Raw genomic sequence first — 14,377 nt, forward strand, 5'->3', positions numbered from 1 at the left:
AATTGTACATTTTTATTTTGTCACTTTTGTACATTTTTATATTGACATTTACAGATAAAGAATAAGGGAGTGACTCAAAAATCGTGATTTTAAAGAAATTGATTTTGTCGAGTCAGTCCCATTATATTAAATCTGAAGTTTAGGTAGTATAGTGTTTAAAGAATTTTTTATTTTAGTCGAATTTTCACGGATGCAAATAAAGTAAAAGTTCGTTTATAACGAATATTTATTTATGTAAACTCTCATATTTTTTAAAATGAGAAGATGTATTTTATCGAAAATTGATATAATAGATAGAACTTTTATGTGAAATGTGAACTTTAAAAATAAAAGCTCTTGACTTTTAGAGATGAAACGTATATTATTATTTATGTGCTTAAGCATTAATAAAAAACTAAGGAGCATTTCTATATATGTTAGAACGTCTTTTTAAATTAAGAGAAAATAATACAGATGCAAGAACTGAGGTTGTTTCTGGTTTAATTACATTTTTCTCTATGAGTTATATCTTAGTGGTAAATCCAGCTGTATTATCAGCAGCAGGTGTTCCATTAGATAGAGTATTTACAGCAACGATTATCGCGATTTTAGTCGGTACTTTAATTATGGCATTGGCAGCAAACTATCCAATAGTAGTTGCACCTGGTATGGGAATAAACTCATATTTTGCAACTTTAGCTGCTACATCGGGTTATAACTATAAAACATTATTAGCAACGTGTTTTTTAGGGGCTGTTATTTTTGTAATATTATCAGCAACAAAATTCCGTGAAAGTTTAATAGATTCAATTCCAAATAATTTAAGACATGGAATCTCAGCTGCAATTGGTTTGTTTATAGCATTCTTAGGATTAAAAAACTCTTCACTAATTGTAGCAAATCCACATACAATTCTTTCATTAGGTGATTTGAAAAATCCAGTAGCTTATATGACAATACTAGGTATATTTATTATTCTTGTATTATTGGCTTTAGAAGTAAAAGGAGCTATATTTATTGGGATGGCAGTAGTTGCTATCATTTCATACTTTACTGGAATGTTAAAAATAGATAAAATTTTTGGGATTCCTCATATGGATTTAAGTTTATTATACAATCCTGTTAGTGAAAGTATAAATGCCTTACAATTAGGATTGTATGGAATAGTATTTACTTTCCTGATGGTTACATTATTTGATACTACTGGTACTATGGTAGCAGTAACTACACAAGCTGGATTAGTTAAAAATGGAAAAATGGAAAGAGCTAAAGAAGCATTATTAGCTGATTCTTTTGCTTCATTAGCAGGTTCTTTATTCGGAAGTACACCAACTTCTGCTTATATCGAATCATCTGCTGGTGTTGCTAATGGGGGACGTACAGGTCTTACGGCATTAACTACAAGCTTCTTCGTTGTAATATCAATTTTCTTATTCCCATTAGCAAGTAGTTTAGCATCAGTTCCAGCAATTACTTCACCAGCATTAATTATCATTGGATCATTTATGATGGAAAGTATCGCAAAAATTGAATGGGCTGATATTACAGAAGCTTTCCCTGCGTTTGTAACAATTGTAGGTATCCCTCTTACAGGTTCAATAAACGATGGTATAGCATTTGGATTTATATTTTATGTTGTATTAAAATTATCAAAAAAACAATGGAAAGATATTCATCCACTAATGTATGTATTTGCAATACTTTTCGTAATACAATTGCTATGGTTGCATGTTTAATATAAAAAACAAATATAAATAAAAGTTAAGACTGACCTAAAAGATCTAAATTTTAACAAAGTGTATATGAGAATTCATAGACGCAGTGGATTATTGATATCTAAATTCGCTTTTTAAAAGCTTTTTAGATATCTAATAAACTGTGCGGGAGTGACTCTGAAAAATCGATTTCTACGAAATCACGATTTTTGAGTCACTCCCAATTTTTTTTACATATATAGATTATTGTCAGTTAATTCTAAAGAAAGTTAAATAACTTATATAAGTTATTTTGAAAAGCGTTTGCGTTTTTTGTTAAGTTGTAGTATTATAGATGTATTACAAAAAAATATGAAAGGAAATTTTTATTATGAAAAAAGGTTTATTGACCGGATTGTTATTATTTGGTATCTTTTTTGGTGCTGGAAACTTAATCTTTCCACCAGCACTAGGAGTAAGTGCAGGTGGAAACTTTTGGCCAGCTATTTTAGGATTTGTAGTTTCTGGAGTAGGTATAGCTATTGTTACTCTAATAGTTGGTGCGCTTAATCCAAATGGTTATGGAGCAGAAATGGATGAAAAAATTTCACCATTATTCTCAACAGCATATTTAGTTTTACTTTATTTATCAATTGGACCATTATTTGCGATTCCAAGAACTGCAGCAACTGCATTTGATATTGGAGTAGCTCCAGTTGTAGCTGGAAGTAGTTTACCATGGTTATTAATTTTTACAGTTATTTATTTTGTATGTGCGTTCTTATTAGCGGTAAACCCAACTAAAATTTTAAATAGTGTAGGTAAAATTTTAACACCTATTTTTGCTTTATTAATCGTAATTTTAGTAATCCTAGGAGTATCTAAATTCAACTCAACAGGAGAAGCGGCTAAAACTTATGCTACTAGTGGATTAGCATTTGGTACAGGATTTATCGAAGGATACAACACGCTTGATGCACTTGCTTCAGTAGCATTTTGTATCATCGCGATGAGCGCTTTAAAACAATTAGGATTTAAGGATAAAAAAGAGTTCTTATCTAGTGTATGGATCGCTGGTATTGCAACAGGTATTGGATTCAGTATCTTATATGTTGGATTAGGATTATTAGGTAATAGATTTGCAGTGCCTGCAGATGTACTTGCTAACCCTAAAGTTAATAAAGGTGCATATGTACTATCTGAATCAGCACGTCAAGTATTCGGGAACTTCGGAAGTATTTTCTTGGGAATCATGGTAATTCTTACATGTTTCACTACAACAGTAGGATTAATCGTAGCAACTTCAGAATTCTTTAACAAGAAATTCCCACAACTTTCATACAAAACGTATGCTACATTATTCACAGTTGTAGGATTTGCTATTGCAAATGTTGGGTTACAAAGTGTTATCCAATTCTCAGTACCAATGCTATTATTCCTATACCCAATCACAATTGCATTAGTATTAGTTGTTATTGTTAACAAATACGTTGCATTATCAAAATTAGGAATGCAATTAACTATGGCAGTAGTAACACTAATTTCTATTCTTTCTGTAGTAGGAAGCACATTTAAAGTAGCTGCACTTAGCGCTTTAATCGCTAAACTTCCTCTAGCAGCACAAAGTTTAGAGTGGTTAGTACCAGCAGTAGTTTGCTTAGTAGTTGCAGCTGTATTACCAAATAGACAAAAAGGTAAAGTTTACGATTTTAGTGAACTATAATTTCAATAATAAAAGCATTAGCTCAAAAATTAAGAGCTAATGCTTTTTCTATATTAATTTTTTTACTTCATCTAATAAGAACATCTTTACATTCAATGAAGTAGTGAATTTCTCAAGATTAGTAATTTTATCTTTATCAATGTTATTTGTAGTTTTATAAGCACGGATAAGTTGATTTTTTGGTGTGTTTTCAGCAGAAATAAATTCAACAATATCAGATTTATATCCGAATGCTTCTAAGACTTCACTACGAACAGAGTCTGTAAGAAGTGTAGAGAATTTTTCTTTAATAATTCCATGTTTTAACATGAAAGGTATAAAGTCTGATTTTAGTTGTCCATTAACTTCTTTTTGGCAACATGGGACAGCAAAAAATACTTTTGCTTTCCAGTCAAGAGCTTTTAGTATGGCAATATCCGTTGCTGTATTACATGCATGCAGACTAATAACCATATCTATCTCATCTTTATTTTCATAGTCAATTACATCACCATAAATAAAACTTAGGTTGGTGAAGTTAAGTTTTTTTGCCGTATTATTACAGTGCTCGATAACTTCTTTTTTTAGATCAATACCTATAATTTTCACATTCATTTTAAGAACTTCTGTTAGGTAATAATAAGTAGAAAATGTTAAATAGCTTTTACCACTACCAAAATCAAGAATTGTAATTTGCTTATTAGAATTTAATTGAGTTGTAGCTTGTTTTATAAATTCAAGATACTTGTTTATCTGCTTGAATTTATTATACTTGCTCTTTATGACTTTACCATCATTATTTTGAATTCCTAGTTCTACTAAGAATGGATACTTTTGTTTTTCATCTAAGAAATATTCTTTTTTCTTATTATGATCAAATGAAATAGCTTTAGAATTTGTCTTTTTTCTGTTAACACTTATTTTGAATTTTTTTGATACTTTTATATTTATATTTTCATCAACAGTTGCGACATTTATATCTTTTGCTAATTCAAAAAGTTCTATGATTTCTTTTTTTATATTTTCTGAATCAGTAGTAACTATGTTCGTGTGTTTTATTATTCTCTTATAACGATATTCTAATTGTAGGTTGATATTATTTTTAATATTAACTAGTTTTCCAATAACTTTGTCTAGTTCTAAATCTTTATTGCGAATATTAGAAAAAGTAATTTTATTAATATTATTATTTGCAATGTGAGTTAGTATTTCAGAAATAATTGCGTGTTCCATTGTAACTCCTTAAAGTTTTCTTTTAAATGATTTCTTATATATATTACACTAGATTTTATTAATTCGCAACATAAGAGGAGTAATATTAAATATAAAGTCTGTATTTTAATAAGATTTTAAGATTGATTGAGAGAAAAGTGAAGTATAAGGAAATTTATTTCTATTGTTGGTTGAGTATTAATAGTTTGCGTGGTATAATTTAGTAGTTAGAAAACTAAGAAAAAGGTAGATAGTATGAAAATATTAGATATTATTGATAAAATAAAAATAAAAACTATTTATGGAAATCTGCCAGAAAATGTGAATAATATTTCCCAGGATTCTAGAAAAATAGGAGTTGGAGATGTTTTTGTCGCAATTAAGGGATATACGGTAGACGGACATAATTATATAGAAAAAGTAATTGAACAAGGTGCATCTTTAGTTATAGCTAGTCGCTATGAAAATTATAATGTAGAGAAATGTGCTGTTCTTGTTGTAAAAGAGCATGAAATAGAAAAAATTGCGAGTATGATTGCTAAAAGAATAAATGAAGGAAAAAATGTTCATACAGTTGCAGTAACAGGGACGAATGGTAAGACTAGTATTTCTACATTAGTTCACAATATGTTACGTATACTAGGTGAAACTAGTGCTTACATAGGAACGAATGGTTTTGGAAAAAATGATGCAGAACCTGTTTACTTCGGTAATACTACTCCTGATGTAGTAACATTACATAATCAGATAGGTGAATTACGTCGAGATAATATAAAAAACTTAGCTTTCGAAGCATCATCGCATGCGATGGCGTTAGGACGCATTTATAATGTGGATATAGATGTAGCAATATTTACGAACTTAACACATGAACATCTAGATTTTCATGGGGATATGCAAACTTATGCCTATGATAAGAGTTTACTATTCTCAACTTTAGGGAATAATTTATCAGAAGCAAAGTTTGGTATATTGAACAAAGATGATAGTTATTATAAAATTATTTCTAAATGTTTATATCAACAAGAAATTAATTATTCTATTAAAGATGAAACTGCTGATTTTTATGCGTATAATATTAAACAATACAAAGAAGAAAAAATCTATAAAACAAGTTTTACACTAAAATCTCCAGAAGGAACATTTGAATGTATTACTAATTATATCGGAGACTTTATGGTAAGTAATGTCCTTGCGGCGCTTGGTGCTGTTTGGGTAAAAGGATACAGTGTAGAAAAACTCGTTAACATATTACCTAAACTAGGTGCTTTATACGGTCGTATGGAAATTTTAGGAGATGATTTACCAATTGACATAATCAGCGACTTTGCTCATACTCCAGATGGATATGAGAAGTTGTTGGAAGCAACTAGAGAAATAAGAAAAGGTAAACGTACTCTTCTAGTAACAGGAATGGGTGGTGGAAGAGATATTTCTAAAGGACCATTAATTGGAGAAATTATCTCAGAAGCAGATTATGTTGTTATTACAACAGATAGTCCACGTGATGAAGATGTAGAAGTTCTTATGGGTTCAATTGAAAAAGGTATGACTCATAAAAATTATGAAAAGGTTTGGTTCAGAACAGATGCGGTTAAACGCATAATTGAATTATCGGAACCGGGAGATGTAGTAATCTTAGCTTCAAAAGGACGTGAAGATTATGAAATTCTTCAAGGTGGAAAAAAAGTTTGGCACTCAGATCCAATTGTTGCTGTAGAAGAAGCGAAAAAGAAATTTAATATAAAATAAAAAATTGAAAGGAAAATAACGTGGTAGAAAAAATTAGAGAACAAGTAGAAAAAAGAAGAACATTTGCCATTATCTCTCACCCTGATGCTGGTAAAACTACATTAACTGAAAAATTACTTTTATTCGGTGGAGCAATTCGTGAAGCAGGAACAGTAAAAGGTAAAAAGACAGGAAAATATGCAAAAAGTGACTGGATGGATATTGAGAAACAACGTGGTATCTCTGTAACTTCATCAGTAATGCAACTTGATTATGATAATAAAATTATTAACATCCTAGATACACCAGGGCACGAAGATTTCTCAGAAGATACATATCGTACTCTTATGGCAGTAGATAGTGCCGTAATGGTTATTGATGGTGCGAAAGGGATTGAGGCTCAGACATTAAAATTATTCAAAGTATGTCGTATGCGTGGTATTCCAATCTTTACATTCATTAACAAAGTTGACCGTGAGATTAAAGATCCATTAGAATTATTAGAAGAAATTGAAGAAAAATTAGAAATAGAAACATATCCGATGAATCTTCCAGTAGGTATGGGACAAAACTTCTTCGGTATTATGGATAGAAAAAATCATTTTATAGAACCGTTTAAAGAAGATAGTGATTTTGTAGAATTAGATGAAGAGTACAATATCGTAGATGATAATCCACTTGCTCAAGATACTATGTATCAAAAATGCGTAGAAGATATGATTCTTATTACTGAAGCAGGGGTTGATTATGACTATGATAAACAACTAAAAGGTGAGCAAACTCCAGTATTCTTCGGATCAGCATTATCATCATTTGGAGTAGAAAGTTTCTTAAACTATTACGTGGATAATGCACCAACACCAAAAGGTCGTCGTGGAGTAAATGGAGAAGATATTCAACCAACAGGTGAAGACTTCTCAGGATTTATCTTCAAAATCCAAGCCAATATGGATCCTAAGCACCGTGATAGAATTGCATTCTTACGTGTATGTTCAGGTGAATTTAACCGTGGTATGGATGTAAACTTAACAAGAACTGGAAAAAAATTAAAGATTTCACGTTCAACGAACTTTATGGCAGATGATAAAGCTACTGTAGATGTAGCATATGCAGGTGATATTATCGGTCTTTACGATAGTGGAAACTATCAAATCGGTGATACACTTTATCAAAATAAAAAAGTTGAATTTGAAGCACTACCTTCATTCACTCCTGAAATATTTGTAAAAGTTTCTGCGAAAAACGTACTGAAACAAAAACACTTCCACAAAGGTGTTGAGCAACTTGTTCAAGAAGGAGCTATTCAATATTATAAGACATTACATACGAATCAAATTATTTTAGGAGCAGTAGGTCAACTGCAATTTGAAGTGTTTGAACACCGTATGAAAAATGAATATAATACTGAAGTAGTAATGGAACGTATCGGACAAAAAACTACGCGTTGGATTGAAAATGAAGATTCAATTAATGAAAATATGTCGAGTTCAAGAAGTATCTTAGTTAAAGATTTATATGATAACTATGTATTCTTATTTGAAAATGACTTCGCGATGAATTGGTTTAGTGATAAATATCCAGAAGTGAAATTATTTAGTAAACTGTAGGTTAAATAAAATGAGTCATATTTAAATAAAAAATTTCCAATTTATTTATAATTAGTTAATTTTATTGACAGTTGAAAGATTAATTGTTATACTGAGAATATAAAGAAGGTGTCTCACTACCTATATACCAAAGGTGAAAGTTCAAAGATGGAAGAGAGGTTTTCAACCTCTCTTTTTTGTCATTTATTCAGTGAAAAATTATTTGTGATTGAATTTCAAAAGAATATATAGTAATTCTAAATTGTATTAAATTTCACATGTAAAAATTTGAAAAAAACTGCTTATAGGTATATAATTAAGTGTTGGCAAAATTTTATTATAAAGAGGATAGCATGAAAAATTTAATAAAAAAAATGCTGGATCTTTACAAAGAACCTAAATATAAAAGTATAGTTAATTACATTTTCTTTGGGATTTGTACAACTTTAGTAAATGTAGTTACATACTTTATTTTGTATTATTATGGGATGGAAGTTAGACCAGCAAACTTAATATCTATAACATTATCAATTTTATTTGCATATTTTGTTAATGCAAAGTATGTGTTTAATTCTAAAGCTGTTGGATTTAAGAAAGTTTTTTATGAACTAGGTAAATTCTTTGCAGCTAGATTATCTACACTTGTTATAGAAGTATTTGGAGTTGAGTTATTTATTTATTTAGGGATGAATGCATATTTAAGTAAATTTATTATTCAATTTGTAGTACTTGTTGCTAATTATGTTATTAGTAAATTTTTAGTTTTCACAAAGGAGAAAAATAACTAATGAAATGGTTTATCACAGATATGGATGGAACTTTTCTTAATGATAAAAAAGAAGTTGCACCAAATGCGAAAGATGTAATAGTAAAACTGCAAGATAAAGGAAGTAAATTCATAATTGCCACGGGAAGACCTGATATTGCGGTTAAGCATTATTATTACAACTTAGGGATGAACGATGTAGTTATTTCTAATAATGGAAGTTTAATTAGAAATCTATCAACAGGTGAAATAGTTTATCAAAAGAGTTTTAAAATAGAAGAAATTGAAAAAATTTATAACATGTTTAAAGAACTAAATGATGATGAGATAGAATTTCACGTGTATACATTAAATTATATTTATTGTAACCATTTGTCATTTAGTATGGCTAGAATGAAGAAACTTGAAGCGGATATGCCAGAGGAACTGAAAACGCCAATGTATATTCATGATGACATTATAGGTGAAATCAAGAAAAATAAAGAAGATTGTCAAAAAATTATGATGATTGCTAAAGATCATGATAAAGTAGTGAATTTCTTTAATGAGGTAAGTAAAGTTCTAGAAGTAGATGGAACATTCTCGGCAATTGATTTCTTCGATATTATGCCAAAAGGATGTAATAAAGGAACAGCCATTGAAAAATTAGCTGAATATTATAATTCTCCAGTAGAAGACTGTGTAGTATTCGGTGATAATTTTAATGACAAAGAAATGTTTGATGTAGCAGGATGGAGTGTATGTCCTAATAATGCAAAAGAAGAAATTCAAAAAATGTGTGATGAAGTTATAGGAAATAATAATGATTTTTCTGTCATTAAATATGTGGAAGATTATTACGAAAAAATTAAATAAATACTTGATAACTTAGCGAAAATTTGATAAATTATAAAGTAGCGTATTAATTACCGAAATAGTGATTTACATATGAAAAAATTTATATTTGATCACTATTAATTGTACAATGAAAAATAAAATAAAGGAGAACTTTCATGAGAGGAAGAAGAAATGAGAAGAAAAAGTTCAGTAGAATAATAGCTTTCTTGTCATTAGTAGTTATTATCCTTACATCAATAGGATTAACATCAAAATCTAATGCCGATAAAGTAAATCTTGGACTGGATCTTCAAGGAGGATTTGAGGTGCTATACCAAGTAGAACCTCTTAAAGATGGTCAGACTATAGATGAAGCAGCTGTAAAAGCGACTGCAGATACTATTAGCAGACGTATTAATATACTTGGGGTAAGTGAACCGGTTATTACTGTTGAGTCAGGAAATAGAATCCGTGTTGAACTTGCAGGAGTTAAAGATCAAGAAACAGCTCGTAAAGTATTATCGACACAAGCGAACTTAACTATTCGTGATATAGAAGATAAGGTGCTGTTAGACGGTTCTGATTTAGAAGAAAATGGAGCGTCTCAAGGATTTGATCAAAGCAACAAGCCTGATGTTAACTTGAAATTAAAAGATGCTGATAAATTTGGTAATATTACTTCAGAAATCAGTAAACGTCCTCAAGGTCAAAACTTAATGGTTATTTGGATGGACTTCAATGAAGGAGATTCATTCAAAGCTGAAGCGGCTAAAGAGAAACCTAAATATGTTTCTGCACCACAAGTTGCTCAAACTATTAACTCTAAAGATGTTCAAATCACAGGGAACTTCACTGTAAAAGAAGCCAAAGAGATGGCAGCTTTATTAAATTCAGGAGCTTTACCTGTTAAGTTAACAGAAATTTACTCTAATTCAGTAGGGGCTCAATTCGGTGCCGATGCATTACATCAAACAGTATATGCAGGGGCTGTAGCTTTAGCTATTATATGCTTATTCATGTTAGTTATTTATCGTGTACCTGGATTTGTAGCGAGTGTAATGATGGTCGCATACGTATATATTACGGTAGTATTCTTCAATATGATTTCAGGGGTGTTAACACTTCCTGGTATTGCCGCCCTAATTCTTGGGGTAGGTATGGCAGTCGATGCTAATATCATTATGTATGAAAGAATTAAAGAAGAAGTACGAGCAGGATATCCACTAAAAAAAGCATACTTAGATGGTGCTAAACAATCATTATGGACAATCTTCGACTCACAATTTACAACAGTTATCGCGGCAGTAGTACTATTCATCTTTGGTACAAGTAGTGTTAAAGGTTTTGCAACAATGTTACTATTATCGATATTAGTCAGCTTTATAACTGCAGTATTCGGTACTAGGTTATTACTAAGCTTATTAGTAAATTCTAATATCTTTAATAGTCGCCCAGGGTACTTCGGTGTTAGCAAGAAGAGTATTCACGAAACTAAGTTTGGTATAAACTCGCTAAACTTAAGTACTAAATTTGAATGGTTAAGTTTTACTAAACACATGAAGAAATTCTTTGCTTTAAGTATTGCAATTATGATAGCGGGGTCTATTTCTTTAGGAATGTACAAATTGAACCTAGGAATTGATTTCTCTAGTGGTACACGTATTGATGTAGCTGCAAATACTGAATTATCAGTAGATAAAGTTCAAGAAGATTTAAACAATCTGAAAGTAAAAGACGAAAAAATAGTTTTATCACCAGATAAAAAACAAGCAACAATTCACTCTAAAGAGAGTTTTGGGCAAGAAAAATCAATAGAAATAAAAGAATACTTTGCTAAAAAATATGAAAAAGATGCGAACTTAAGTGTTGTATCTCCAGTAATTGGTAAAGAATTAGCTAAAAATGCATTATTTGCATTAATGTATGCTTCTATAGGTATTATTATCTATGTAGCATTTAGATTCGAATGGCGTATGGGACTTACGAGTGTTATCGCATTACTGCATGACGTATGTATCATCATTTTCATCGCGAGCTTATTACGATTAGAAATAGATATTACATTTATCGCAGCGGTACTAACAATTGTAGGTTACTCGATTAACGATACAATCGTTACATTCGACCGAATTCGTGAACATATGCGTCATGAAAAAGTATTAACATCCAAAGAACAAATCTATAAACTAGTAGACGTATCATTACGACAAACATTAACGCGTTCTATTAATACGGTATTAACAGTTATTATTACTGTAGTAGTTATGTTATTGTTAGGAAGTAGTTCAATCTATTCATTTAACGTAGCATTACTTATTGGATTAATCTTTGGTTTATATTCATCATTATTTATCGCAGCGCAGTTATGGGCAGTGTTAAAAGTACGTGAATTAAACAAAAAAGGAAAAATTGAAGTAAGTGTAAGACAATCTCCAAGAGAGAGAAAAGAAAACGATAAAGTTTTAGTATAGGATATAAAAAGACATCAGGCTGGAGAAATTCAGTTTGATGTCTTTTATTTTCAATATTATTGATATATACTTTAGCATAACCTATGCTAGCAAGTTTCGCCACCTCAAGAAGAACCAGCTCCTGCAGTGCATCCGTAACAATGCATACCAGTAACAATCCTACGTATACCTGTATGATTATTGACAAGCTGACTCACATGGTTGATTTCTCCAGAGATTTTTAGTTTCTCAATATAGTTAAAGTCACAATCATATAAAGAACCATCAGGACCAACAGAAATCATGTTTCTACACATTAGACCTGGTAGTGTTGCTGGATTATATGCTTTGTAAAGCTTATTCATATAACCTTCATATAAATCTTCTCTATGTAAAAATTCAGAGAATCTTCCTATAGGATTGTTTGTTATTGCGAATAGGTTATTGAAGACAATTTCAAAGTTGTCATATAGTTTTTTCTTATACGTTTTTTCTAGTGCTTCTTGTTTGGGAGGTAAAAACGCTCCATTTGGATTATAGACTAGGTTTAAGATAAGGTCTTCTTCTTTCCCGTAACCTAGTTCATTTAGTTTTCTTAGTACTTCTATTGACTTAGGAAAAACACCTTTTCCACGCTGTTTAGCTACAACCTTTTCATTGTAATAGGGTAGGGATGCTACTACTTGAACTTTTAAGTCACGGTATAATTCAGGTATATCTCTATATGCTGGGACATCAAGGATAATAAGATTAGTTCTTACAATTACAGTTTTAGCATACTGAGAAATTTCTTTTAAAAACCATCTAAAGTTTGGATTCATTTCAGGTGCACCGCCTGTAATATCCATCGTTTTATATTTACCAACTTTGAATGCTTCGATTATCTGTTCAAAAGTTTCTCGAATCATATTATTTTTTCTAGTAGGTCCACCATCAACGTGACAGTGGCTACATGTAATATTGCATAAACTACCTACGTTGATTTGCATAACCTCAGGGAATTCTTCAGTTAATAAATATTGTTTTTCCTCAACTTGGTCAAAAAATTTAGGAATATTTAATTCTGTCATAATAATACTAGTTTGTAAGTTTGTCAGAAAGTTCTTTACTTTGAAGACCGTGTACAAGAGTAATACCAGCTTTCATTGCCGCCGCAACGTGAATAGCTTCTGCGATTTGATCTTGATCGCAACCTTCTTCTAAACAAGTACTAGTATAAGCATCAATACAATAAGGACAAGCTTCAGCATGGGCTACAGCAAGTGCGATAAGTGCCTTCTCACGAGTTGTTAGTTCACCTTCAGCCATGACATTACCGTAGTAATTCATAAAGTTTTTCCAGTAATCAGGAGCGTCTTCACCAAATTTTCCTTCACCAAATTCTATTAAATGTTTCTTTTTAAAATAATCTGCCATATTTATTCTCTCCTTTAGAAATTTGTATATAATTTTATTATAAGTTAGTTTGCATAAATAATCAATGAAATTGTCCGATTTATGGGAGTGACTCAAAAATCGTGATTTCGGAGAAATCGATTTTGTCGAGTCACCCCCGCAAAGTTTATTAGATATCTAAAAAGCTTTTATAAAGCGAATTTAGATATCAATAAACCACTGCGTCTATGAGTTTTCATGTAAACTATTTTAAAATTTAGTACTTTTAGGTTAGCCTCTCAACTAAAAAATAATTCTAAAAATCCTTAACTTTATTATCTTACATCTTTATACATTTTTGCTATTTCTTCCACAGGTACTCCACGACGGTACATTTTTTGATATTGCTGCATCTGCCACATTGTTTTTACAGTATGATTTTTATATCTTCTCGTAGATGTCGTGATAGGGGAGTCAATTACTGTAATTTTATAACTAAGTGCACTTAAATCTTCTGAGAGTTTATAATCTTCCATTAAAGGCATATCTTTATATCCTCCAACTTCTTCGAAAACTTTCTTGGTTAGAAATATAGCTTGATCACCAAAAGCAAGGTTAGTAATACTTGCACGCATATTAGAAACAAGAGAATTTACCCACATAGGAAAACTATTTGGGTAGAATCTAATCTTTAGACAGCCGACCTCAGTGGGGCAAGTAAGTACTTTTTCAATTACATCTTTTTGAAGAACACTATCACAATGAATAAACCATAGGATATCACCTTTAGCAATTTTTGCACCGTAATTCATCTGATTTGCACGACCTTTTTTATCAGAAAGATGATATGAATAACCAAAATAAGAGAGTTCATCTAATATTTCTTTTGTTTTATCTGTAGAACCACCATCAATGAATAATACCTCGTGTTCTTTAATACTATGCAAACAATATAGATTATAAACAAAATCACGTATTGTTCTTTCTTCGTTATAAATTGGCACAATAATAGTAATCATATATACACTCCTAAAATAATAGTTAATATAATTATAACATGTAACAAG

The 14,377-nt window shown here is 30.6% G+C and carries 11 protein-coding genes; 7 read left to right on the forward strand and 4 right to left on the reverse strand.

The window, feature by feature from the left end; translation table 11 throughout:
• Positions 1–413 precede the first annotated feature (413 nt).
• Entirely contained in the window at positions 414–1,715 is a 1,302-nt protein-coding gene (locus tag RWL85_RS04640) for an NCS2 family permease (protein WP_314085474.1), read from the forward strand.
• A gap of 349 nt (positions 1,716–2,064) precedes the next feature.
• Entirely contained in the window at positions 2,065–3,396 is a 1,332-nt protein-coding gene (brnQ, locus tag RWL85_RS04645) for a branched-chain amino acid transport system II carrier protein (protein WP_314085477.1), read from the forward strand.
• A gap of 48 nt (positions 3,397–3,444) precedes the next feature.
• Here the strand turns inward: brnQ and RWL85_RS04650 are convergent, their stop codons facing one another.
• A complete protein-coding gene (locus tag RWL85_RS04650; protein WP_314085479.1) occupies positions 3,445–4,608 on the reverse strand; it encodes an SAM-dependent methyltransferase in 1,164 nt (387 codons plus the stop codon).
• Between the two features lie 234 nt (positions 4,609–4,842).
• On the opposite strand from RWL85_RS04650, the gene RWL85_RS04655 reads away from it, so the two are divergent.
• From RWL85_RS04655 to secD, 5 genes are all read left to right on the forward strand, one after another.
• A complete protein-coding gene (locus RWL85_RS04655; protein ID WP_314085481.1) occupies positions 4,843–6,339 on the forward strand; it encodes a UDP-N-acetylmuramoyl-L-alanyl-D-glutamate--2,6-diaminopimelate ligase in 1,497 nt (498 codons plus the stop codon).
• Positions 6,340–6,359: 20 nt separating this feature from the next.
• Positions 6,360–7,925 (forward strand): peptide chain release factor 3, encoded by a 1,566-nt coding sequence (locus tag RWL85_RS04660; RefSeq protein WP_314085483.1) that lies wholly within the window; start codon positions 6,360–6,362, stop codon positions 7,923–7,925.
• A 332-nt stretch (positions 7,926–8,257) separates the two neighbouring features.
• On the forward strand, positions 8,258–8,692 hold the full coding sequence (locus tag RWL85_RS04665; RefSeq protein WP_314085485.1) for a GtrA family protein: 435 nt from the start codon (positions 8,258–8,260) through the stop codon (positions 8,690–8,692).
• Entirely contained in the window at positions 8,692–9,525 is an 834-nt protein-coding gene (locus RWL85_RS04670; protein WP_314085486.1) for a Cof-type HAD-IIB family hydrolase, read from the forward strand. Before RWL85_RS04665 ends, RWL85_RS04670 begins: the two co-directional genes overlap by 1 nt.
• Positions 9,526–9,662: 137 nt before the next feature.
• Positions 9,663–11,957, forward strand: a complete 2,295-nt coding sequence (secD, locus tag RWL85_RS04675; protein WP_314085487.1) for a protein translocase subunit SecD — start codon at positions 9,663–9,665, stop codon at positions 11,955–11,957.
• Between the two features lie 104 nt (positions 11,958–12,061).
• Here secD and arsS read toward each other — a convergent pair whose 3' ends face one another.
• The 3 genes from arsS to RWL85_RS04690 form a co-directional block, all read right to left on the reverse strand.
• Positions 12,062–13,006, reverse strand: coding sequence for an arsenosugar biosynthesis radical SAM (seleno)protein ArsS (gene arsS, locus RWL85_RS04680; protein ID WP_314085488.1), 945 nt, complete (start codon positions 13,004–13,006; stop codon positions 12,062–12,064).
• A 7-nt stretch (positions 13,007–13,013) separates the two neighbouring features.
• A complete protein-coding gene (locus RWL85_RS04685) occupies positions 13,014–13,352 on the reverse strand; it encodes an arsenosugar biosynthesis-associated peroxidase-like protein (protein WP_003144831.1) in 339 nt (112 codons plus the stop codon).
• A gap of 293 nt (positions 13,353–13,645) precedes the next feature.
• A complete protein-coding gene (locus RWL85_RS04690) occupies positions 13,646–14,329 on the reverse strand; it encodes a TIGR04283 family arsenosugar biosynthesis glycosyltransferase (RefSeq protein WP_314085490.1) in 684 nt (227 codons plus the stop codon).
• Positions 14,330–14,377: the final 48 nt, after the last annotated feature.

Origin of the sequence: uncultured Gemella sp. (genome assembly GCF_963515875.1) — a bacterium.
Taxonomy (GTDB): Bacteria; Bacillota; Bacilli; order Staphylococcales; family Gemellaceae; genus Gemella.

Bases quoted from the DNA above. Each gene is read 5' to 3' on its own strand.
- RWL85_RS04640 (WP_314085474.1), top strand. From the start codon at position 414: ATGTTAGAACGTCTTTTTAAATTAAGAGAAAATAATACAGATGCAAGA.
- brnQ (WP_314085477.1), top strand. From the start codon at position 2,065: ATGAAAAAAGGTTTATTGACCGGATTGTTATTATTTGGTATCTTTTTT.
- RWL85_RS04650 (WP_314085479.1), bottom strand. From the start codon at position 4,608: ATGGAACACGCAATTATTTCTGAAATACTAACTCACATTGCAAATAAT.
- RWL85_RS04655 (WP_314085481.1), top strand. From the start codon at position 4,843: ATGAAAATATTAGATATTATTGATAAAATAAAAATAAAAACTATTTAT.
- RWL85_RS04665 (WP_314085485.1), top strand. From the start codon at position 8,258: ATGAAAAATTTAATAAAAAAAATGCTGGATCTTTACAAAGAACCTAAA.
- RWL85_RS04670 (WP_314085486.1), top strand. From the start codon at position 8,692: ATGAAATGGTTTATCACAGATATGGATGGAACTTTTCTTAATGATAAA.
- secD (WP_314085487.1), top strand. From the start codon at position 9,663: ATGAGAGGAAGAAGAAATGAGAAGAAAAAGTTCAGTAGAATAATAGCT.
- arsS (WP_314085488.1), bottom strand. From the start codon at position 13,006: ATGACAGAATTAAATATTCCTAAATTTTTTGACCAAGTTGAGGAAAAA.
- RWL85_RS04685 (WP_003144831.1), bottom strand. From the start codon at position 13,352: ATGGCAGATTATTTTAAAAAGAAACATTTAATAGAATTTGGTGAAGGA.
- RWL85_RS04690 (WP_314085490.1), bottom strand. From the start codon at position 14,329: ATGATTACTATTATTGTGCCAATTTATAACGAAGAAAGAACAATACGT.